This window comes from Bacillus sp. REN16 (assembly GCF_020731355.1).
Taxonomy (GTDB): Bacteria; Bacillota; Bacilli; order Bacillales; family Bacillaceae_L; genus Ferdinandcohnia.
In genome coordinates, this window is record NZ_JAJFZK010000004.1 from 330,328 (window position 1) to 351,342 (window position 21,015).

The following is a 21,015-nucleotide window of genomic DNA, read 5'->3' on the forward strand; positions in this document are numbered from 1 at the left end:
GGGAAGAGAATTGGGGAAAAGAAAGTTTATGAAACTATTTAGTAGTATCCTAGCTTTCGTAATGGTGCTATCAATTATGATGCCTGTCTCGGCAGAAGGGGAGAGGGCAGAAAATAAAACGTTTAAGCAAGTACAACAAAATGAAAAAAACATGATGCTAAAGGCAGCAATTGCTGAACAACATGCAGCCTCAGAAGGGTTACCAAGGCTACATAAGGATTTACAAGGAAAATCAGGTAATGAACTGATTCCAGTCATAATCCATCTATCAGAAAACCCAGTAGCATTAGAAAAAGGGATCAGTGAACTAAAAGGAAAAACCTTATCAAACTCAAAGATTTCAGAAATCCGCAGCAAGATTAAGAGACAACAAGCTACTGTTGATAGTGAAATATTAGCAAAGGGCATCAAATTAACAAAAGGCTTTAAATATGATACTGTGCTTAATGGCTTTGCTGCTAAAGTAAAAGCGGATGACCTTAAGAAGCTTCTTGACATTACAGGCATCACTTGGGTTGAACCGGATGCGATCGTTTATGCAGCAGAAGAGGACAAGCCAACAGATCCGGCATCATCAGAACTTGAAAAAGTTGTGAAATACGAGACTCAAATGAATACGAGTATCGACCACTTAGGGATTGAGAATATTTGGGATAAGGGATACAAAGGAGCAGGGATTAAGGTAGCTGTACTTGATACAGGGATTGATCCGGAACATCCAGAATTCCAAGAAATCTATAAGGGTGGAAAGAACTTTATTGTACATGACTCTAAGTATGCACGTAATCGTGCCGATGATGATGCACGCGAAACATCACCGTTAGACCGTGCTGCAGGCCAGCCAGAATTCGATGCGGATGGACGTTCATTCTATACGGATCACGGAACGCATGTTGCAGGAACAATTGCTGCTATTGGTGCAAATCAATATGGAATTAAAGGGATTGCTCCAGAAGTTGATCTATATGCATACCGCGTACTTGGTGCCTACGGAAGTGGGGCAACATCTGGAATTATTTCAGCTGTTGAGCATGCAGTTAATGAAGAAATGGATGTTATTAACCTTTCACTTGGTGGAGGCAGCAACTCAGAAAATGACAGTTTATCATATGCAATTAACAACTCGATGATGGCTGGAGTGATTTCAGTTGTCTCTTCAGGTAACTCGGGTCCAAATCGTGGAACAGTAAGTACTCCTGGAACATCACGTCTTGGAATTATTGTAGGTAACACGACTAATCCAGAAACTCAACATGTCGCTGAAGTGACTGTAACTGTTGGGGAGGATTACAACTTCTCGAAGCAATTAAAATTCATGGGAACAACATTTGGACAAGATTTGGCAACTCAACTAGCTGGTGAGTTTGAGCTTGTCGCTGTACCGGGTGTTGGCGCAGTTTCTGACTATGATGGAATTGATGTAGAAGGAAAGGTTGCTTTGATCTCTCGTGGAGAACTTGCTTTTGTTGATAAAATCGCAAATGCAAAAGCAAACGGTGCAGTCGCAACAATCATTCATAACTTCTCTGGTGGAACAAATGCACCTGATGTATCTAATGTATTCTTAGGCGACTCATTTGCCTTCATTCCGACAATCGATATGTCTGTAACAGACGGTACAGCCATTCGTGATGCGCTAAAGGCGGGATCAGGCACTGTGACATTCGGAAACTACGGTCAGACAAATTCCGAAGGTGATCAAGTGAATGATTCTAGTTCACGTGGACCATCCACACCAAACTTTGATATTAAACCAGATGTTACAGCACCTGGAACAAATATTATGTCATCTGTACCAGCTTACAAATGGGATTTCCCTGATGCAAGCTATGAAGAGTCTTATGACCGTTTTACAGGAACTTCAATGTCTGCACCACATATTACTGGTATTGCGGCTCTCATCCAACAAGCTAACCCAGATTGGGATGCTTTTGATGTGAAAGTAGCTCTATCCAATACTGCGAAACTTCTGGACACAAGTAAGTATGATGTTTTCGCTCAGGGAGCAGGTCGTGTAGATGCGTATGCTGCAGTATTCCCGAGTGTACTTGCTTATGCAGAAGATGAAGCTGTACTTGATGCCAGTGGTGAAGTTGTACCAAATATTAAAGGAACCGTTACTTTTGGTCCGCAAAAACTTGACAAGAACATTACAGTTACGAAGCAAGTTCGTGTCAAAGACCTTAAAGGTGCCGGTGGAGATTTAAATGTATCTGTTAACGTAACAAAGGCATTTGGTGATGCCAAGGTGACGGTTGATAAAACATCATTCACTTTAGCTCCAAATGGAGAACAACTATTAAACGTAACGTTAACTGCTTCGAAAACTACTACAAAAGCTGGAGACGAAATTTTAGGTTATATCCACATTAATGGTGGTGCAAACCATATTTCACTTCCGTTTGCAGCAGACTTCAGTGGAGAAGCAGCAACAGAAATCAGAGATATGCGCATCACCGAAACAGATCTTTCCTTCAATGGAGATGGTGTGAAAGATGAAGCGATGCTTTACTTCACAATTACTGGAGATGTAGGGACAAACTATCTTGAACTTTGGAATATCGAAGATCCTGATGGTGGATATTATCAAGATGGCTATATCGGTTACTTACATGCAGGTAACTCCTTAGGGGCAGGCTCATATCAATTACGAATTGCAGGACAATATACACCTTGGGCGCCACCTCAAACAGCAACAAAGATTCCTGATGGAGTATATACAATTGACTATACTGCACTAGCAACATCTGGGGTAATTGGTGATTACGTAGGGCCAATTTTCGTAAAATCTACTAGCCCTAAAATTACTGGCCAGGCAGGAACAGATAAAATTACAGGTAATGTAACAGATAAGTATGTTGATTATAAGGAAGTTCTAAGTCCATACGGATTAGATTACGACCTTAACACTAAGCTATCAGCTACTTATGTTGCCACAAGCAATGGTGTAGCAGGTAGTGCTGTACCACTTACACTAAGCCAAGACGGTTCATTTGAAATTAATGTACCAAACGATGCAGAATCAGTTACAGTAAATATTGTTGACGCTGCAGGAAATAAAGGCAAAGCAGATTTCACTGTAGAAAAACCAGTGGAAGTGGAAGTTAGCCTTGCTGTTGACCAATCAAAGGTTACAATTGAAGAAGGCCAAACAGCAAATGTAGTAGTAACTCAAACTACTAAAGAAGGCGATAAAATTACTGAAGAAGATGTAACAGCTAAAGCTACTTACACAGTGGCAGATGCTGCAATCGCAACAGCAGAAGCAGGTGTAATTACTGCAAAAGCTGCAGGTGAAACAACTGTAACAATTTCTTATGGTGGAAATGAATTAACAGTTAATGTGACTGTAGTTAAAGGGAATACGGATCCAGATCCTGAGACGACATACAACTTAGTTGCAGATAAAGATTTGCTTCTAATTAATAAGGGTGCGTCAGATAAAGTGAAAATCACTGAAATAGCTACTGCTGGTGATAAAATAACGTTTGAGGATGTAACTTCAGAAGCTACCTATAAGGTATCTAATGAAAAGATTGCAACTGTCCAAAATGGTGTTATCATAGCAAAAGCAGTAGGTGTAACTGAAGTAACTGCCACTTATCGTGGAAATTCAGTAACAATTATCGTTGCTGTAGCAGATACTTCATCAGTAAGACCGCCAAGAATTACACGATAACATAAAATTTTTAGAGCCTGATCTTCAGTGTACTAAGCGTTTTTAGTACTTTGGGTCGGGCTCTATTTTTGTGTACAGATTTTTTTCTTGCTTTGAAACTTTTTAATAGGCATAATCGTATTATCTGTTAAGGGAAACAATAGCAGGGTAGATGACCCCATGTTGTAAAATGGACCGTGTATGGTAAAGAGGTGATTATTGAGTTGGTGAGAAATTTGATTTACGTTTTTATGTTTCTTTTTCTATTAGCTGGCTGTAACTCTCATCAACCGTTGGATAGCAGTAACGCGCCGAAGAGCAGTAATAAAAATGTATCAAAGGGACCTGTGCCAACTGAATTTTTGGGAGAGAATCAGCACTTACAACCATTAGACCTTCAGAAAGCGGATTTTAATAGTGTGGGCGATTGGTATGACGATGAAAGTGTCTTATACGTAGTGGATGACAACGGAAATTCTGAAATTTACAGGTACCATCTGTTTACGGGCGAGAAGGAATTATTCTTTAAAACCACAGCACCGGTTCTGACCATGAAGGCCAATGAAGACCATTCAATGTTTTTGATACATACTTCCGATAGTCAAAATCAGGCGAAGTTAATCGCAATCGATAAAGCAGGAACTGTACAATATGAATGGACGGTCAAATCCTTTGATTTGTATTATAGCTGGAATCCGTATAACTCAAATCAGGTGTTCGTGACATCGTTTTTAGAGGATTGGTCATTTCAAACTCATTTGCTTGATATTGGGGCCGAGAGGACTACGAAATATGAGGTATTTCAGCCGTTTATTCAATGGTTAAATTCAAACACAATTTCCTATTTAAAATGGGATCAAAATGCGCTTGATTTCTTTGCACCACTTTATTCGTATCATTTAAATACGAAAACAGAGGGACTTTTATTTGAGAACATCATTTCATTTGCATCCTACAAGGATTTACTTGTTACATATGAATTAACTCAAGAGGAAAAATCATTTGCGAAGGTTGGCTTTTACAATCCTGAAAAAAATAAGCAGCTGCATGAATATAAAATGCCCCTTTTAAGTGATTATTCCAAATGGTATATTCCATCGGCTGACTATGTTGCAGGGCAAAAGAAATTTTATTCGTTTAGGCCATATTCAACAGGTGCCTTGGATACGTATGGGGAAAAGTTCGAGCTTGTTTCCTATGATATGAGCACAGGCAAGGAAGAAGTAATCCTTGAAAAGATGGATGATCAACCCCTTAATTTTTCTCCTAATGGGTTCTTATGTTTATATGGATTCCAATTCGAAAAGATAATTGATTTAAAGACGAAAACCGTAGAGGAACTTGTATTATTTTAAACGGAATGAAAAAAGCCATCGGGTTCGATGGCTTTTATTACTTATTTATTTTCGGCTAGCTCCAGCGCCTAGCCCCTCGAGGTCATAAGCCAATCCGTCAAGAAGGATAAAAGGCATCCTTCCCGCCGGCTTTTCTTATGCTTGTCGGGGCTGATCAAGGCGCTTGCACTTTTGTTTTTAGTGAGCTGTTGGGAAACCATGTTTCCAGATTGTCATGATTGTGAACCAGCCTAATACTAAAAAGATTCCTGTTGAGAATACTAAGCCTAAAAGGTTTTTATCGCGTAATGAACGAATAATACCAAATGCAGCTAAAATTACGACTAAAGAAAAGATAATCATTAGACCCATGTGACTTACCCCCCTGCTATAATCAATGATTCATTTTAAATGTAGCCTTTTCTTACGATTCAATACTATTTTTCCCCATAGTATGAAAATTTACAACATCACGATAAGGTAAAATGTTGTTTCAAAAGGCTGAAAACCCTTTATGTAAAAAATAGATAGATTCATTTTATATTCTAATCGTTTTCACCAGTTTTGTCGAGGAGGAAAAAGTGACACTTCTTAGACAAATGATTATTTTTAAGAAAAGCATGATTGCGATTGGTTAAGCGCTTTTTCGTTTTTGTACGATAGTGTAGAATAAATGATAGAGTAAAAACAACGGAGGGAAAACGATGAAATGGCAAAGAGTTCCACTAGGACCATTACAAACAAATGCGTACATACTTGCAAACTCAAATAAGGAATGTGTCATCTTTGACCCAGGCGGGGATGGACAAAAATTAAATACCATATTAAGACAACAGGGATTAACACCAATTGCGATTCTTTTAACACATGCTCATTTTGATCATATTGGTGCGATAGATGATGTACGCGCAAATTGGGATATCCCGGTATATATTCATGTGAAAGAGAAAAATTGGCTACATGATCCTTCATTAAATGGGTCTGCATATTTTATACCTGGCCAAGAAATCCTGTCAAAAGCAGATCCTGTACTTCTTCCAAAAGAAGGAGACTTTTCTGTTGGTGATTTTCCATTTGAGATTTTCTACACACCAGGACATTCACCGGGAAGTGTTTCATACTATTTCAAGGAGCTTGGCATTGTTTTTTCAGGAGATGCTCTCTTCCAAGGAAGCATTGGAAGAACAGACTTACCCGGGGGAAGCCATGAACAATTACTGGACAGTATTCATAAAAAACTTCTCACTTTACCAGAAGAAACAATCGTCTTATCCGGACACGGCCCGGAAACAACCATTGAGGCCGAAATGGACTCAAACCCTTTTCTAAATGGATTTTAGTTTTAAGGCTATTTTGCAAAACATAGGGTGATTTTCGCTTCAGCGGAAGCTTTCCACTACAATCACTTAGATTTAGAATAAAGTTAATTTTAAAAACAGAAAAGGCCTAACTCAACAGAGTCAGACCTTTTCTGGGGGATGTTTTAGCATTAAGAATATCCTAATGCCCTGTAAACTTGGCATTCGCCAAGATTTAATATCCGTATAATGGGAGGGATATTGTAAGCTACTAAACTTACAATATAATAATATAAACACTGTGTCAATGGTGAAAACTAGCAAAAGGTGAGCCTATGCAACGTATACTAAAAGAGATCATTCAAACATCTCCAAACAACGAAATTACCTATGAACAATATATGAATACCGTCCTTTATTATGAAGAAAAGGGCTATTATATGAAAGAAAAAGAAAAGGTAGGGAAAAACGGGGATTTCATTACAACAAGCAATATCTCCAATGTCTTCGGCAAATTATTTGCATCCATTTTTCATAAACTTATTACGTTTGAAAAAATTTCACCGATTATCTGCGAAATTGGAGGGGGAAACGGCAGATTTGCAAAAGCAGTTCTGGATGAGTTAAAGAATCGCTACATCGATACCTATCAGAAAATAACATACATCATGATTGAATCGAGTCCATACCATCAGCGTTTGCAGCAGGAGATTCTCCCGATTGGTGAGAAGGTAATCCAATATCACAGCATTGATGAAGCAAAAATGAATTTTCCAGTACTTAATGGAATTCTTTTTTCAAATGAATTGTTTGATGCATTTCCAGTTAGAGTGATCGAGAAACATGAAGATAAATACCTTGAAGTGAAAGTCACACTTAATAAGGAAGATCAGCTAAGCGAAATTCTTAAACCACTTTCCGATGAACAAATTTTTCACTATTTGCGTTCGAATCAGATAGAGCTCGCAAATGGTCAACGATTTGAGGTTCCACTTCAAATGCTTTCATATCTTGAGGAGCTGAATAACTTTCTTGGAAATGCGGTTGTCTTTACCGTTGATTACGGATACTCAAATGAGGAATGGATGGAACCTGCTAGACGGAAGGGAAGCCTTCGTGGCTATTATAAGCACCAATTAATGGACGATCCACTAGAACATCCAGGTGAGATGGATCTTACAACACATATTCATTTTGACACACTCATTTCGATAGGTGAAAAGCTCGGATTTGAATTTGTGACAAAATTTCGACAAGATGAATTTTTGTTAGCAGCGGGGATTTTAACATTTTTACAGGATAATTTTGATTCCAATCCTTTTTCGGTGAAAAGTAAACAAAACCGTGCGATTCGTTCGCTGATTATGGACGGTGGGATGAGTTCTGCCTTTCATGTCCTGATCCAGCAAAAAAATGTTGAAATAAAGTGGAAATCTCTATTTCAAGACAAATAAAAAAAGCGATGTTTCCATCGCTTTTTTTTAGTGACCTCCGCCCATAGGCATCATAAATGTGGTGTAGTAAGAGAAGGCACAGAAGAAAACTGTTAAATATGCGCCAAACACGTAAATATACATTCTTTCAGACAATTTTAAATAGCTTAAAAGGACGAAAAATCCGGTTTGTGCAAAGAAAATTAGTGCTAGAATATCCATACCACCAACGTAGAACATTACTGCAAATATACCTGTCCAAAAACCTAAAACTCGGTACATACGTTCCATTATGTATATTTCCCCCCCTTGTACATGATAAACATCACTTTTATTATTATAATGTAACGATTACACAAATGTAAACCTTACTTTGCGACAATTGCGTGATAACTGCATGAATTACATCCAAGAATCATATTATCTGACTCTTCCAGCTCGACATCGTCAAATAGTAAATCAAACATACCTCTTAGAAAGGCATGATGCATTCCACAAACAGCTTCAAAATTTTCTTGGGCAATTTCTTTAAAAGGACAATTGTTGATCTTTAAAAAGATTTTTGTCTTCTCCTTATTATGGTCTAATTCTGGATAAAAACCCGCAACCGTAGATGCCTTTTTTAAAATTTCGAGCTTTTGTTCAAAGGTTAGCTCATGAATGGAGACAGGGATATGATGATTAACCAATTCTTCACCAAATCGTCGACCTGTTAGTTCAAGTGCTTTTTTACCGACATCACCAAGAGTTGCCATCGTTTCAATCGCAATTTTTGAAAGAAGCTGGTAATCGCGAAACGGAAAATTAATTTGAATATGATCATTTGATAGTCTGTATAGACGACTTGGTCTGCCGCCTTTTCCAGTTTTCCTAGCTTCTGAAACAAGCATATTTACATCCTCAAGCTTTGTTAAATGAAGTCGAGCTACATTCGGATGAATTTCAAATTGTTCTGCAATTTCTTGTACGGTGACATCTTCATTTCGTTTGATAATAAATTGATAAATATAATAACGTGTTGGATCTGCTAAAACGTTCGTTATCTTCAGTGTTTGTTCCACCGTTATCACTCCTTGTGACCCTAATGATACTCCCATTATAGCTCAGGTAAATACCATCAATAAGTGATTTATATCACTTGAAGGGAAAAGTTCACAAAACTTCAAGTATTTTAGCAACATGATTAGCATACTTTGTATGTCACCTACATATAATGTATTGATTCCTCCTAATGATAGAGAAAAACTTTAATGCTTTGAAAAATACAACCATCATGGCAGTGGTTGTATTTTTTATTGTCTTCAAATTTTTTGTTCAAAAAAAGTTCACAAATATTTTTTCGAAAAAAGAAGGAGTTTGTAGATTTATGTTGAAATATGATACCTGCAAGAGAAAAAAATAAACTATGAGGAGAGTGAAGTATTTGAGCGAAATTGAACAGCTCGGTGATCAATTGATCGAGGACGCTTGGTCAATGAGTGCATCTGATATTCATTTTGTTCCGAAAATCAATGATGCGATGATCCAATACCGGCTCGACAGCGACTTATTCAATAAGCAAACGATTCCAAAGGATGTTTGCGAACGCTTGATTTCCCATTATAAATTCCTGGCTGGAATGGATATTGGAGAAAGGAGAAGACCGCAAAATGGTGCGATAAACTTAAATCTCAAAGGCGTAACCATTAACCTTCGATTATCTACACTGCCCACACCTTACAACGAAAGTCTAGTCATACGTATCCTGCCTGAAACACCAACTTATTCTTTTGCAAATCTATCGCTTTTTCCAAACATGACAACTAAATTGCTTTCACTATTGAAGCATTCACATGGGCTTATAATTTTCACAGGTCCAACAGGTTCGGGTAAATCGACGACCCTCTATTCTTTATTGCACGCAACGAAGAAGCTTTTCAACCGGAATATCATCACATTAGAAGATCCAATTGAAAAAAGAAGCGAAGATGTTCTTCAGGTTCAGGTGAATGAAAAAGCAGGCATTACCTATGCTCATGGCTTAAAGGCCATTTTGCGTCATGATCCCGATATCATCATGGTTGGAGAGATAAGGGATACAGAAACCGCAAAAATTGCAGTCAGAGCAGCGTTGACAGGTCACTTAGTCTTAAGCACGATGCATACTCGAGATACAAAAGGGGCGATTTATCGGCTTTTGGAATTTGATGTTTCCTTACAGGATATTGAACAAACCTTAATTGCAATTGCCGCCCAAAGACTTGTGGATCTCAAATGTCCGTATTGTGAAGGTAAATGTACACCACTGTGTAAAAAGTATCGAAAGGTAAGAAGGGTTGGGGTGTACGAGCTATTAAATGGACATGCCTTAACGGAAGTGATTAAGGAAGCAAGAGGTGAAAAGGGAGAATACCGCTATGAAAAATTAAAGGATGTGATTAAAAAAGGAATTGCCCTTGGCTATTTATATCCAGACGCGTTAGAAAGATGGGTCGTCAATGAAGACGTGGAAAAGAAATAAAAATTGGACTTTAAAGGAACAAACCTTATACCTTAGTCGAATTGGGAACCTGCTTGATCAAGGCTATTCCTTTGAACAAGCCTCACAATTTTTACTTTTTCAGCTTCCAAAAAAGCATAGTCATGATATTGCAGTGATTATTGAAAGCTGTAAACAAGGGGATTCGTTATACACGGCCTTTAGCAAAGTAGGATTTCACAAGGACATTTTAGGATATATCTATTTTGCCGAGCAGCATGGAGATGTCTCATTTGCTCTTCGTGAAGGAAGTGTCATGCTGCAAAAGAAGCTCAACCATCTCGAAAAGGGAAAGAAACTTATTCGCTATCCGCTAGCCCTCTTGTTATTTGTTGGTTTTATGTTTACCATGATTGAAAAAATTTTATTACCGCAATTTGAAAGTTTATTTACTTCCATGAGTTATGAACAATCGTTTATTTCAAAGTTTTTATTAAGGCTCCCAGAACTAAACCGATATTTGCTCCTCATCGTCGGTTTACTAGTAATCATCGGCCTCGCGTACTATTTTCTTCATTTTCAAAAACGCACTCCTGTTGAAAAAATGAAGCTACTATTAAAAATTCCCATATTGAAAAAAGTAATGATTATGTTTAATTCCCATTTCTTTTCCGTTCAGCTCAGTAACTTGTTAAAAGGCGGGTTATCAATTTTTCAAGCCTTAACCATGTTTGAGCAACAGCTTCACTCGCCGTTTTTTCGTGAGGAAGCAAAGGAAATGAAAATGTTATTGCGAGCGGGGAACCGTTTTGACGAAATTTTGAAGACGCGAGAATATTACGAGGCAGATTTAGCGATGATCATTTTACATGGTCAATCCAATGGAAATTTAGCAAGCGAGCTCCAGCATTATAGCCAATATGTCATGGAAAAAGCCGAGGAAAAGGTGACTCGTTTATTAGCAATCGTACAACCTATTCTATTTGCAATCATTGGAATCATCATCATGTTAATGTACGGCGCAATCATGGTTCCAATGTTTCAGCTATTAAACGGAATATAGAGAGGAAGGATTTAGATGAAAGTAAAAAACCAAAAGGGATTCACTCTTGTAGAAATGCTAGTTGTTTTATTAGTCGTTTCAATCTTGCTATTGATCACTGTGCCGAATGTCACAAAGCATAATACGGTGATTAAGGATAAGGGGTGCAGTGCCATGGTAAAAATGGTTGAAGCGCAGGTGCAGGCTTATGAGTTGGAAAAAGGCAAGTTTCCGACGGAGGCCGAACTAAAAGAAGGTAAATATCTAGAAAATGGAATACCTGCATGTCCAAATGGTAATCAGATTACAATTACAAATGGAGTTGTTGGAATAGTTGAAGCACCTGCACAAACTCAATAATAAAGGATTTACCTTAATCGAAGTAATGTTGGTCTTATCAATCGTCATCATTATTTCTTCGATTAGTCTTTTAGAGCTTCGACCACTACATGAATCGAAAAAAATGGATCAATTTTTGGAGCAGCTGCAAAACGATATTTTCTTAGGCCAGCAATTTGCAATCAGCCATAGTGAAGGGACAACACTTTATTTTAGTTCAAGTGGGTCATTTTATCGGATAACAAGGGGAAATACTTTAGAAGAGGTTATCCATCGTAAGATTGACCCGGCAATCCGTATTCAATTTTCTACGCTTGGATATCAAACGGTTTTTACAAGTAATGGAAATATCCAGCGTTCTGGTGAAATTCGATTCAAATATAAGGAGAGTACCTATTTGGTTACGTTCTTATTAGGAAAGGGCCGGTTTTATGTTACTGAAAAATGAGCGGGGATTTACGTTGGTTGAGATGCTCCTGTCGGTTTCCATATGGTTTATGCTTTGTGTAACGCTTCTTCCCCAGCTCATGCTAATTATCACAGAACGAAGAAATACGGACATTTATAATATCGGAACTCAATTACTTTCAGAGGAGCTGCAAAAGGAGTATAACGGTGATTCATCCGTAATGAATATTGTAAAAGATGGGGTAAGCTACAACTTTCAAAAAAGCTTTAATGGGGAACTTCAAAAATGGGAGCTGTGTGTAAACTGGGAGGACAAGCTATCAAAAACGTATGAAAGATGCGGATATATAAATGGCGGGGAATGAAAAGGGGTTTACATTAGTTGAGATGCTCGTAACCTTTTCAATCCTAATCGTTATTCTCTCGTTTATTGCACCATTTCTTGGTGTAGTGTTTCGGGACAATGATAAACAATTTAACAAACTGGAATGGCAAATTTTAATTCAACAAATGAAGATGGAGATTCGGGAAGCGAGTAATCTTTCCGTTTCAACAAATTCGTCTGTGACCTTTTATAATGCAGCGGGTGATGTCGTAAGTTTCGAAAAATATACGGATAAAATTAGAAGAAGAGTCAATTCAAAAGGGCATGAATTGCTGCTTCAACATATTACGGAAGTCACATTTGAACCAAGAACAAATGGTTTTTTAATTACAGTTCTGACGGTTGACGGGAAAACGTATCAAGCATTGATCTCTTCCCTTACTACCTTGGAGGTGAGATAAGTATGAAAAATGAAAAGGGGTTTATCCTTCCAGTTACGATTGCGATTTCCTTTTTGTTTTTTCTCATTTTCACTTCACAGGTCAATGAGTATCGAACCGAAAAAGCTTTCGCTAACGAAACGGAAGAAATCTTAATTTTGGAGAATCTAATGCAGCTAGGTGTTGGGGACATAAAAGTCAAATTGCAAGATAAAGAAGAAAGTGCAGAATTAACGGGCACATTCAACTATCCAACAGGTACCATCACTTATAGAGTTGTTCCCCTGACAACGACAACCGCGCAGATTACCTTAACATGTAAAACACCACAACAACGTAAAAGCAGTGCCAAATTTGTGTACAATTATGAAACAAAAGAAATAAGTTCCTGGTTTGATTTACGTTAAGCATGGTTACATTTGCAAAAATAAGGAAATAATATCATCAACGCTTGAAAAAGGTAGGTGTTATTATGTCTACAAACGATTATGTGAAATTTGTAACCCAACAGTTCGTAAAGTTTATAGACCAGCCGAAAGACGTTCGCAAGGCTACGAAGCAGCAACGTAAAGAAGAACAGGAACCATTAACTAATCGCTGGTTTGGAATTATGCCGCTTGCCGTCTCACTTATGTTCAAGAAGAACAAAAAAAGAGAGAGCTGACAGTCTTGTTGTCGGCTCTCTTTTTGGATTGTCTAGTTCCAGGCGCCATCGGCTCGAGGTCATAAGCTAATCGCTTCGGAAGGTAAAATGCACCTTCTGTCAGCGCTTTTCTTATGCTTGTCGCCGATGAACGGGCGCCTTGCACTTTTCTATTTAATACCAGAAACCGCCGCCATACGGGTAGTATGGATAATACGGTGGGCGATAATATGGATATCCAAATCCGCCACCATAGAAATACGGGTTGAGGAGAGTACTACCAACAAGTCCTCCAACTAATCCGCCAACTAAAGGTGCTCCCCAAAAAAATCGTCCCGGTCTGCCAAATCCATGGCCAAATCCGAATGGTCTTCTATAAGGTCCCATCTGTTTACCTCCTGTTTTGTGATATCCCCATTAAGGGCACGGGATTTTCTTTTTTTCCGTGAGTGGGCTAGAATTTTACCTTCATAAATAGAAGTTTGCTCCTTATTCTTGCCTCACTAACATGGATATGTAATAAGAGTCCAGAAGTAGTGGGCGTTTGTCTGTATTATGTGAAAAATTATTTCTTTAACCCATTTAAGGGTATATCGTTTCTATTCACAAGTATTTGTTAGTATGATAGAGTAATAGTACTTAAAAAGTAGGAGTGACAGGTTAGATGACTACGAAAAAAGAAAAAATTGTTGATAAGTTGAATCGACCTCTACGTGATTTGCGCATTTCTGTCACAGATCAATGCAATTTCCGTTGCTCTTATTGTATGCCTAAAGAAATCTTTGGGGATGATTATCCATTCTTACCTCAAGGGGAGCTATTATCCTATTCTGAAATAGAAACATTGACAAAAAGCTTTGTCAAATTGGGTGTGCAAAAGATTCGGTTAACAGGTGGAGAACCTTTAGTTCGAAAAAATGTCCATGAGCTTGTGGAGCGTTTAACTCATATAGAAGGTATTGAAGACATTGCCCTTACAACAAACGGGGTATTTTTACCGAAATATGCAAAACAATTGAAGGAAGCGGGACTTCAGCGCGTCAATGTAAGCCTTGATGCAATCGATAACGAAATTTTTAAAGGTATGAATGGCCGCTCTGTTGGCGTGAAACCGATCTTATCAGGGATTGAAGCTGCACAAGAAGCCGGACTTATCGTGAAAATGAATATGGTCGTTCGTAAAGGAGTAAATGATTCACAAATTTTACCGATGGCCAGATTCTTTAAAGAAAAAGGGATTACACTAAGGTTCATCGAATTTATGGATGTTGGGACAACAAATGGCTGGAATTTTGACCAGGTTGTTTCGAAAAAAGCGATTCACGACATGATTCACAGTGAAATGCCATTGGAACCTGTTGATGCCGATTACTTCGGCGAAGTGGCAAAAAGGTATCGTTATGTAGGGACAGATGTGGAAATCGGGTTTATCTCTTCTGTTACAGAATCCTTCTGCTCAAGCTGCACACGGGCAAGGATTTCTGCGGATGGAAAACTGTATACTTGTCTTTTCGCAACCGCGGGCCACGATTTAAAATCATTAATTCGTTCAGACGCAACCGAAAGTGAAATTGATAAAGCCCTGACATCGATTTGGCAGGGAAGACGGGATCGTTACTCAGATGAACGAACAGAGGAAACGGCAAAGAAACGTAAGAAAATTGAAATGTCTTATATTGGTGGATAAATGGAAAAGAGGTGCTTGGATTGCACCTCTTTTTTGATAAATCATGCAGTTGATTTTTCTGCCCTGCCTGAACGTACTAACCAGCGGTGGACAGGGATTTCAACTAGAGTAATCACAAGGGCAGTTAAGAGTGCTCCCCATAGAGTTACCCTTGCACCATCTAAAAATTGTGAAACAAAATATACAAGAATTGCTGCAGCAATGAAATCTGCAATATCAGTCATTACTGTTGTATTTCTTCTAAGCATCATAACTTCCATCAAGTGACCAACAATGGCTAATACTACACCAACCACGATTGGCTGATACCATGAAACATAATCTACACTATCAAAAATACCAGAACAAATTGCTACAACTAAAGGTAATAAAATAATCTTCATAATGAAACCAGTCATAGCATTCACACCTCCTTTACGTGCTATTTTTCACAAAAAACAAGTAGAATATGTATAAAATGACTAACGATCTGTTTCTACAACTGTGATATTTTTTACTCGTTCTGTGTCCGGTTCAAACGTGATATTCACAAAAACACCAAACTCCCGATTATCCTTCTTTAACCACAGCTTGAACCGTTCAACATACATCCCATTCTTCTTATATCTGCCAACATGTTGATAATCAACAATTTCTGCTGATGGATACCGTTTTTTGGTTTCCTCCATCGCAAGTTTCCCCCATTTTGCATATTCTGGAACCGGTTTCTCAGTTTCAGCTGTGGTAACAGGGGAATCATTCAAGAAAAAAATAGTCGGTGATAGCAACAAACTAAAGCAGCAACCAATCAATATTTTCCGTAACAAAACATACACCTCACTTTTCTCTTAGAATTCCCATTCCATCGGTAAATTTATGCAGAGGAAATGGTAATGTATGGTATTATAAAAAAAGGGGGAGTGTCGATGAAAAGAGCATTAAAAAACTATATTTGGGTTCTTGTAATACTTACTTTGTTTGCATGCAGTACCAATGATGTAACAGGACAACAAAAAGATGGTGTACTTACACCAGTCAAACAAACTGAAAGAAACACACAAATTATTAGTTCACTCGGTTTTGATACATTGTTAATGTACGACCTTGATATAAAAAACAAAGACATAAAAATGATGCATTTTTGGATTGAGCATTACAAGAATGGTGAAAAACAGGAAGATATTATAAATGGTTTAACGGGTACAAGTGAAAAAATGACATTGGGTGTCTCCCAACTTGACTTCAAATTAGATGATACTTCCTATACTAGATGGACTTTTTCAAGTTCTGATGGAACAGCCCTAACGACATTTGATTCAACCCCTTTGGAACTTAATAAAGAAAATGTAGGAATGGCCCAAACATGGGTGGATGATAAAACAATAATAGAAGCTGAAAAACCAATTATTCTTGCGTTGCTTGCAAGTGATAGCGGAAATGGTGTACGAGTTGGACTTGATGAGGAAGTGATTGAGGATACAATAAAAGAAAGCAGCGAAGTAATTGTCGTGAAGGCGATGATTAGTGAAAAAGATGAACATTGAAAAAGCGATTCGATTTGGGTCGCTTTTTGCATGTTGTATGATTTGCCCTTTTACCGCACATATTATCATTATGTAAAATGTTGTTTTTAGGAGGAATATCATGCGGAAACGACTAAATTTTATAGCGATCATCCTATTAAGTATAACCATGCTAGTTAGCTGTAAGGGCGATGATAAAGCCAAAGGGAAAGATGAAAAAGACGAAGCTAAAACAAAAATACAACAAGTCGAGGATCAAATGATTAATTTAGGCTCACTTGGTTTCACAACAGATGACCTCGTGAAAAATTGGAACCAAGCCCAGGAAGAAATGAAGGATTCCGACAAAATTGATCAATTAAATGTAAGAAATGGAGAATTTAAACATGATATCAACAATGGAATGATTCTCGAAGGAATCGTAAATGAAACAACCAATGAGGTCGTTCGATTATCGATCGTGAAAAAAGACTTGGAATCAGATAACCTTAACACAACCTTAGATAAATATGAGGACACCATCGCTGCTTTCTTTCTATTGGTCGCCGTAACAAACACGGAAGAAGCAGTCAAAGAAGAGGACATCGGAAGAGTAACATATAAATTGGGTCTCCTTCGTGATAAAGATAAGAAGATAAACGGAACCGCAACTTTGAACAATATTACGTATAAGGCTGAGGAGAATGAGCGGGGATTGGTGTTGTCGGCAGTGGAGAAGGCGGATTAAATCAAAAAAACCTTGGAGGGATTTTCCCTTTCAAGGTTTTTTAACTTTACTTACCTTTGTTTTGTAATAGGACTGTTTTTAGTTCATCAACTATTGCATCAAATTCTTTACCTTCTGTTTCAATACCATTTTGCTTTGCAGTATCTATGATTTGATTTCTTCTAGAATCTGGTTTCATACGTAGTTCTTCGTATTTATTTGAGGAAGGCTCTGTTAATTCGGGTTTCTCACTATACTTTTCTTTAATTTCAGTTATTAGTGCTTCCTCTGATTTTCCTTCAACTGAAATTCCAGCTTCTTTTGCCTTCTGCTGGAGTATTGTAGAACGAATTTCAGCTTCTATTTTCTCTGTATCCTTTCCTTCAGTTGAAATACCCAAATCATTTGCTAAATTATCATAGTTTTCATTTTCCCTTAGCTGTCCACGAAGACTAGTGGAAGTAGCTGATTTTGTTGTTTCTTCGGTAATTTCATTTTGTTGTTCTTTAGTATTTGTATCCTGTACCTTAGTATTTTCAGGAGTTGTTAAAGCTTTGCGTTCTTGTTTTACGTTATTTTCTGCGTCGTCACTTGCAAACACAGGTAATAATTGTGTGGACCCTAAACAAATTACACCAATCAAACTAGTTATTAAAATTCCTTTTTTCATTGGTAATTAATCTCTCTCCTTTCACTATAATCAAAAGGTTGTTCTGACAAAGCAAAATAATTAAAGATTTACATCTTCACTATTTCCATAGTTAATCATTTTTATTACTACCTACATAAATTCTTTTATTATTTTGTCACGTTATCAATATTATTCCCTCCTTTGTCATTTATGTGATCATTTTTCCAGTTTCTAAATTTAATAAAGTTTTGAAACTCCCGGAAGTCTTCTTTGCTTAATCCATCATCAATTGCATTCTTTAAAAGCCTAGTCCACTCCAGATCAAGTAGTCCATTTGTATTAGGGTCAGGTTTCTCTTTCCCTAATAAAAATTCAATATTTGTCTCGAGTGGCTTTGAAATCTTAGTTAAGAATTGAAGAGAAGGATTTTTTTGTACATCTCGTTCAATATAACTTAAATAAGACTTTGAAACTCCAGCACGCTTTGCAAGCTCTGTAATGGTGAGACTTTTCTGCCTTCGTAATTCTTTAATCCTCGAACCAATCATCTTCCTTCTCCTTCATTTATTTGAATACTTACATGTTCATTATAAGGAACATTTCGTTCTTAATAAAATTGTAAAATAGTAAGAAAACGGGAGGGAATTCGAGAAAAAGAACGATAAGTGTTCTTAATTGAGAAAATATGGCTGTTTTTGAGATTTTCCATAAATAAGACTTATGGATTATACTCACATTGTAAGGTTCGTTACAGAGAACGGAAACGAACTTTGCAAAGTACATATCTCGGTTGATCTCCTTATCAATACATAAGGATTCAATAAAAAAATTTAAATGGGATTAAGAGGAGGAAACAAAAATGAGTTTGAAAAAGAAATTAGGTTTAGGAGTAGCATCAGCAGCACTAGGATTATCACTAATCGGGGGAGGAACATTTGCATACTTCAGTGATACAGAAGTATCAAACAACACATTTGCAGCTGGAACTTTAGATTTAGCAGTTAATCCATCTGTTGTTATTGATGTTGATAATTTAAAGCCTGGGGATACAATGGTTCGTGAATTTAAATTAGAAAATAACGGATCACTTGATATTTCAACAATTGATTTAGCAACAGCTTATAATGTTGTAGATGCTAACGGTGACAACGTAGATGATTTCGGTAAACATATCAAGGTTCTTTTCCTTGAAAACGCCGATAAAACAGGTAATGGTTGGATTATCGGAGATTATAACGATGTAATTTCTGAGACTACTTTATATGACCTTCAAAATATGACACCAGATGCAGTTGAAAACTTAAATCATTGGATTACACAGTTACTTGGATTAGGTGGAGAAGATAGCGGTCTGGCTGCAGGATCTGACGACCAAATGTTTGTTGCATTTGAATTTGTAGACAATGGTGCAGACCAAAATGAATTCCAAGGTGACGCTTTAGAGCTTGAGTGGACATTTACTGCTCACCAAACACCAGGTGAAGCAAGATAATATAGCATAATTGAAATAGGGGAAGGGGATTATATCTCCTTCCTCGCTTACATACTTTATAGATATTTATGAACACATATGGGTGGCTTTGTTTTCATAAATATCTATAAATACTGTAATGAAGAAGGGCGGAATAAAAATATGGATGGGAATAGTAGATTGTTAAAAGGTTTAAAACAAAGAAGAAAACGTTTTTTTGCCGTTCTTAAAATAGCCTTGGTGTTTTATTTAATGATTTTTTCAATCAAATATGTCACCTCAAGTACATCTGCCCACTTCACCTCAAGTGATAAAACTAATATATCACTTACAGCCGGATCATGGGTAGAGCCAGATAATAGCAGATTAAAATTTACCGATAATGGAAATTTCAATTTAAAGGCATGTCCTGCGAAAACAGAAGTTACAATAAAAAATGTTAGTGATAGTGATATGAAATCACCAAGTAAATTCGAGATTTACTATATAGATAAAGATTATGACAAGGATGGAGAAAAGGAACAAGGGGGTAATCCGAAAATTCAGGGAACCAAGATCAACATACCTGAAGGGGAGGACGTAATTCCAGCGCTAGCCAGTGGAGAACAAACCAAGCTTAGTTTTATGACAAATCTAGAAATTAAGGAAGGTTTTTATAAGTTTTATGCTTATCAAACAAATAAATCCGTTGAGGATGTTTGGAGCGTAAAGGTAAAAGTTATGTGTAAGGATGACAATGGCAAAAAACAAAATAATCAAAGTGAATCAACTATTGAAGAACCAGCAAATAACTCGGTTGAAACTGAGAAAATAGAATTGCCTGAAGCAAACCCTACAGAAGAAACAGGATCAGATAAACCTTCAAATCAGACACCAGAAAATAAGGAACAAACTTCTACAAATGGAAGTGAAGAGCCCCCTGCAACAACTGAAAGTAATGCTGGAAACCAAACTCCAGATGCAGTAAATAACACAGTTCCAGATGTATCTACAAATGACGAAGGAAATAAGGAGAAGGATGGACAATGAATAAAAAGAAAATTTTAAAATGGTTAAATCATTTTGTTACTGGTTTATTAATAGTTTTATTAATTTGCGTTGCATCACTTGTCGTAACAAATAAACTCTCTGGAGGGGAGCCTTCTGTATTTGGATATCAGCTTAAAACTGTTTTATCGGGTTCGATGGAGCCTGGAATAAAAACAGGGTCTATCATTGCTGTTAAAACAGGTGGAGATATGACGCGGTTTAAAGAAAACGATGTTATTACTTTCATGGAAGAAGATGAAAAGCTAATTACCCATAGAATCGTTGAAGTTATGAAAAGTGAGAATCAAGTGATGTACCGGACAAAAGGGGATAATAATAATACAGAGGATATTAATCCAGTATTAGCTCAAAATGTAGTAGCCGAATATCGTGGATTTACAATACCATATCTTGGATACTTTGCTGATTTTGCAGATTCCAAAAAAGGAACAATTATTTTAATGATAGTCCCAGGGGTTCTAATATTCCTATATTCCATTTTCTCACTCTGGAGAACAATCTCAAAAATTGATTTAAGTAGCAAGACGAAAGATGCTGTTGAAGAAACGAAAACAAATTAAGGATCAATATTCTTTAATATTGATCCCCTT

General features: G+C 37.2%; 26 protein-coding genes. 18 read left to right on the top strand and 8 right to left on the bottom strand.

The annotated features are described in order from the left end of the window. Positions 1–10 precede the first annotated feature (10 nt). Together LKW28_RS07250 and LKW28_RS07255 are read left to right on the top strand one after the other, a co-directional pair. Positions 11–3,679, top strand: a complete 3,669-nt coding sequence (locus LKW28_RS07250) for a S8 family serine peptidase (protein ID WP_229139673.1) — start codon at positions 11–13, stop codon at positions 3,677–3,679. Between the two features lie 206 nt (positions 3,680–3,885). After that, positions 3,886–5,013 carry a hypothetical protein gene (locus tag LKW28_RS07255; RefSeq protein ID WP_324255018.1) on the top strand — a complete coding sequence of 376 codons (1,128 nt, stop codon included), beginning with the start codon at positions 3,886–3,888 and terminating at the stop codon, positions 5,011–5,013. Positions 5,014–5,190: 177 nt separating this feature from the next. Here the strand turns inward: LKW28_RS07255 and LKW28_RS07260 are convergent, their stop codons facing one another. After that, positions 5,191–5,364: a DUF2759 domain-containing protein gene (locus LKW28_RS07260; RefSeq protein WP_229139675.1), complete on the bottom strand. Its 174-nt coding sequence runs from the start codon at positions 5,362–5,364 to the stop codon at positions 5,191–5,193. Positions 5,365–5,696: 332 nt separating this feature from the next. Here LKW28_RS07260 and LKW28_RS07265 point away from each other — a divergent pair, with 332 nt between their 5' ends. Both LKW28_RS07265 and LKW28_RS07270 read left to right on the top strand, forming a co-directional pair. Further along, positions 5,697–6,332 (top strand): MBL fold metallo-hydrolase, encoded by a 636-nt coding sequence (locus tag LKW28_RS07265; RefSeq protein ID WP_229139676.1) that lies wholly within the window; start codon positions 5,697–5,699, stop codon positions 6,330–6,332. 293 nt (positions 6,333–6,625) lie between these two features. After that, on the top strand, positions 6,626–7,744 hold the full coding sequence (locus tag LKW28_RS07270; RefSeq protein WP_229139677.1) for a class I SAM-dependent methyltransferase: 1,119 nt from the start codon (positions 6,626–6,628) through the stop codon (positions 7,742–7,744). A gap of 27 nt (positions 7,745–7,771) precedes the next feature. Here LKW28_RS07270 and LKW28_RS07275 read toward each other — a convergent pair whose 3' ends face one another. Further along, positions 7,772–8,014 (bottom strand): DUF2626 domain-containing protein, encoded by a 243-nt coding sequence (locus LKW28_RS07275; protein ID WP_229139678.1) that lies wholly within the window; start codon positions 8,012–8,014, stop codon positions 7,772–7,774. A gap of 77 nt (positions 8,015–8,091) precedes the next feature. Continuing rightward, positions 8,092–8,784, bottom strand: a complete 693-nt coding sequence (locus LKW28_RS07280; RefSeq protein WP_229139679.1) for a helix-turn-helix transcriptional regulator — start codon at positions 8,782–8,784, stop codon at positions 8,092–8,094. A 362-nt stretch (positions 8,785–9,146) separates the two neighbouring features. Here LKW28_RS07280 and comGA point away from each other — a divergent pair, with 362 nt between their 5' ends. From comGA to LKW28_RS07320, 8 genes are all read left to right on the top strand, one after another. Then, positions 9,147–10,223 (top strand): competence type IV pilus ATPase ComGA, encoded by a 1,077-nt coding sequence (comGA, locus tag LKW28_RS07285; RefSeq protein WP_229139680.1) that lies wholly within the window; start codon positions 9,147–9,149, stop codon positions 10,221–10,223. Beyond that, positions 10,201–11,244: a competence type IV pilus assembly protein ComGB gene (comGB, locus tag LKW28_RS07290; protein ID WP_229139681.1), complete on the top strand. Its 1,044-nt coding sequence runs from the start codon at positions 10,201–10,203 to the stop codon at positions 11,242–11,244. The genes comGA and comGB overlap by 23 nt, the downstream gene beginning before the upstream one ends. A gap of 15 nt (positions 11,245–11,259) precedes the next feature. Beyond that, positions 11,260–11,583: a competence type IV pilus major pilin ComGC gene (comGC, locus tag LKW28_RS07295; protein ID WP_229139682.1), complete on the top strand. Its 324-nt coding sequence runs from the start codon at positions 11,260–11,262 to the stop codon at positions 11,581–11,583. After that, a complete protein-coding gene (gene comGD / locus LKW28_RS07300; RefSeq protein WP_229139683.1) occupies positions 11,558–12,010 on the top strand; it encodes a competence type IV pilus minor pilin ComGD in 453 nt (150 codons plus the stop codon). The genes comGC and comGD overlap by 26 nt, the downstream gene beginning before the upstream one ends. After that, positions 11,994–12,335: a type II secretion system protein gene (locus tag LKW28_RS07305; protein WP_229139684.1), complete on the top strand. Its 342-nt coding sequence runs from the start codon at positions 11,994–11,996 to the stop codon at positions 12,333–12,335. Before comGD ends, LKW28_RS07305 begins: the two co-directional genes overlap by 17 nt. Next, entirely contained in the window at positions 12,322–12,756 is a 435-nt protein-coding gene (comGF, locus tag LKW28_RS07310; protein ID WP_229139685.1) for a competence type IV pilus minor pilin ComGF, read from the top strand. The genes LKW28_RS07305 and comGF overlap by 14 nt, the downstream gene beginning before the upstream one ends. Before the next feature lie 2 nt (positions 12,757–12,758). Next, the gene (comGG, locus tag LKW28_RS07315) at positions 12,759–13,142 is read left to right on the top strand and encodes a competence type IV pilus minor pilin ComGG (protein ID WP_229139686.1); all 384 of its coding nucleotides are present in this window, start codon (positions 12,759–12,761) and stop codon (positions 13,140–13,142) included. 65 nt (positions 13,143–13,207) lie between these two features. Next, positions 13,208–13,399: a YqzE family protein gene (locus tag LKW28_RS07320; RefSeq protein ID WP_229139687.1), complete on the top strand. Its 192-nt coding sequence runs from the start codon at positions 13,208–13,210 to the stop codon at positions 13,397–13,399. A 153-nt stretch (positions 13,400–13,552) separates the two neighbouring features. On the opposite strand, the gene LKW28_RS07325 is transcribed toward LKW28_RS07320, so the two are convergent. After that, the gene (locus LKW28_RS07325; RefSeq protein ID WP_229139688.1) at positions 13,553–13,765 is read right to left on the bottom strand and encodes a hypothetical protein; all 213 of its coding nucleotides are present in this window, start codon (positions 13,763–13,765) and stop codon (positions 13,553–13,555) included. 277 nt (positions 13,766–14,042) lie between these two features. Between LKW28_RS07325 and moaA the strand changes: the two genes are divergently transcribed. Beyond that, entirely contained in the window at positions 14,043–15,065 is a 1,023-nt protein-coding gene (gene moaA, locus LKW28_RS07330) for a GTP 3',8-cyclase MoaA (RefSeq protein WP_229139689.1), read from the top strand. Positions 15,066–15,106: 41 nt separating this feature from the next. Here the strand turns inward: moaA and LKW28_RS07335 are convergent, their stop codons facing one another. Continuing rightward, entirely contained in the window at positions 15,107–15,463 is a 357-nt protein-coding gene (locus LKW28_RS07335) for a DUF2512 family protein (RefSeq protein ID WP_229139690.1), read from the bottom strand. Positions 15,464–15,526: 63 nt separating this feature from the next. After that, complete coding sequence (locus LKW28_RS07340) at positions 15,527–15,871, bottom strand: YqzG/YhdC family protein (protein WP_229139691.1); 345 nt, start codon at positions 15,869–15,871, stop codon at positions 15,527–15,529. Between the two features lie 99 nt (positions 15,872–15,970). Here LKW28_RS07340 and LKW28_RS07345 point away from each other — a divergent pair, with 99 nt between their 5' ends. Then, positions 15,971–16,588 (top strand): hypothetical protein, encoded by a 618-nt coding sequence (locus tag LKW28_RS07345; RefSeq protein WP_229139692.1) that lies wholly within the window; start codon positions 15,971–15,973, stop codon positions 16,586–16,588. A 100-nt stretch (positions 16,589–16,688) separates the two neighbouring features. After that, positions 16,689–17,294: a hypothetical protein gene (locus LKW28_RS07350; RefSeq protein WP_229139693.1), complete on the top strand. Its 606-nt coding sequence runs from the start codon at positions 16,689–16,691 to the stop codon at positions 17,292–17,294. A gap of 46 nt (positions 17,295–17,340) precedes the next feature. Here the strand turns inward: LKW28_RS07350 and LKW28_RS07355 are convergent, their stop codons facing one another. Next, the gene (locus LKW28_RS07355; protein WP_229139694.1) at positions 17,341–17,943 is read right to left on the bottom strand and encodes a hypothetical protein; all 603 of its coding nucleotides are present in this window, start codon (positions 17,941–17,943) and stop codon (positions 17,341–17,343) included. A 128-nt stretch (positions 17,944–18,071) separates the two neighbouring features. Further along, the gene (locus tag LKW28_RS07360) at positions 18,072–18,452 is read right to left on the bottom strand and encodes a helix-turn-helix domain-containing protein (protein WP_229139695.1); all 381 of its coding nucleotides are present in this window, start codon (positions 18,450–18,452) and stop codon (positions 18,072–18,074) included. A gap of 311 nt (positions 18,453–18,763) precedes the next feature. Here LKW28_RS07360 and LKW28_RS07365 point away from each other — a divergent pair, with 311 nt between their 5' ends. From LKW28_RS07365 to sipW, 3 genes are all read left to right on the top strand, one after another. After that, on the top strand, positions 18,764–19,396 hold the full coding sequence (locus LKW28_RS07365; protein ID WP_229139696.1) for a CalY family protein: 633 nt from the start codon (positions 18,764–18,766) through the stop codon (positions 19,394–19,396). A 159-nt stretch (positions 19,397–19,555) separates the two neighbouring features. Next, positions 19,556–20,404 (top strand): hypothetical protein, encoded by an 849-nt coding sequence (locus tag LKW28_RS07370; protein WP_229139697.1) that lies wholly within the window; start codon positions 19,556–19,558, stop codon positions 20,402–20,404. Further along, positions 20,401–20,985, top strand: a complete 585-nt coding sequence (gene sipW / locus LKW28_RS07375) for a signal peptidase I SipW (RefSeq protein WP_229139698.1) — start codon at positions 20,401–20,403, stop codon at positions 20,983–20,985. Before LKW28_RS07370 ends, sipW begins: the two co-directional genes overlap by 4 nt. Positions 20,986–21,015: the final 30 nt, after the last annotated feature.

Excerpts from the sequence above, each read along its gene's own strand:
- LKW28_RS07260 (WP_229139675.1), bottom strand. The coding sequence starts at position 5,364 with ATGGGTCTAATGATTATCTTTTCTTTAGTCGTAATTTTAGCTGCATTT.
- LKW28_RS07265 (WP_229139676.1), top strand. The coding sequence starts at position 5,697 with ATGAAATGGCAAAGAGTTCCACTAGGACCATTACAAACAAATGCGTAC.
- LKW28_RS07270 (WP_229139677.1), top strand. The coding sequence starts at position 6,626 with ATGCAACGTATACTAAAAGAGATCATTCAAACATCTCCAAACAACGAA.
- LKW28_RS07275 (WP_229139678.1), bottom strand. The coding sequence starts at position 8,014 with ATGGAACGTATGTACCGAGTTTTAGGTTTTTGGACAGGTATATTTGCA.
- comGB (WP_229139681.1), top strand. The coding sequence starts at position 10,201 with ATGAAGACGTGGAAAAGAAATAAAAATTGGACTTTAAAGGAACAAACC.
- comGC (WP_229139682.1), top strand. The coding sequence starts at position 11,260 with ATGAAAGTAAAAAACCAAAAGGGATTCACTCTTGTAGAAATGCTAGTT.
- LKW28_RS07305 (WP_229139684.1), top strand. The coding sequence starts at position 11,994 with ATGTTACTGAAAAATGAGCGGGGATTTACGTTGGTTGAGATGCTCCTG.
- comGF (WP_229139685.1), top strand. The coding sequence starts at position 12,322 with ATGGCGGGGAATGAAAAGGGGTTTACATTAGTTGAGATGCTCGTAACC.
- comGG (WP_229139686.1), top strand. The coding sequence starts at position 12,759 with ATGAAAAATGAAAAGGGGTTTATCCTTCCAGTTACGATTGCGATTTCC.
- LKW28_RS07320 (WP_229139687.1), top strand. The coding sequence starts at position 13,208 with ATGTCTACAAACGATTATGTGAAATTTGTAACCCAACAGTTCGTAAAG.
- LKW28_RS07325 (WP_229139688.1), bottom strand. The coding sequence starts at position 13,765 with ATGGGACCTTATAGAAGACCATTCGGATTTGGCCATGGATTTGGCAGA.
- moaA (WP_229139689.1), top strand. The coding sequence starts at position 14,043 with ATGACTACGAAAAAAGAAAAAATTGTTGATAAGTTGAATCGACCTCTA.
- LKW28_RS07335 (WP_229139690.1), bottom strand. The coding sequence starts at position 15,463 with ATGACTGGTTTCATTATGAAGATTATTTTATTACCTTTAGTTGTAGCA.
- LKW28_RS07345 (WP_229139692.1), top strand. The coding sequence starts at position 15,971 with ATGAAAAGAGCATTAAAAAACTATATTTGGGTTCTTGTAATACTTACT.
- LKW28_RS07350 (WP_229139693.1), top strand. The coding sequence starts at position 16,689 with ATGCGGAAACGACTAAATTTTATAGCGATCATCCTATTAAGTATAACC.
- LKW28_RS07355 (WP_229139694.1), bottom strand. The coding sequence starts at position 17,943 with ATGAAAAAAGGAATTTTAATAACTAGTTTGATTGGTGTAATTTGTTTA.
- LKW28_RS07360 (WP_229139695.1), bottom strand. The coding sequence starts at position 18,452 with ATGATTGGTTCGAGGATTAAAGAATTACGAAGGCAGAAAAGTCTCACC.
- LKW28_RS07365 (WP_229139696.1), top strand. The coding sequence starts at position 18,764 with ATGAGTTTGAAAAAGAAATTAGGTTTAGGAGTAGCATCAGCAGCACTA.
- sipW (WP_229139698.1), top strand. The coding sequence starts at position 20,401 with ATGAATAAAAAGAAAATTTTAAAATGGTTAAATCATTTTGTTACTGGT.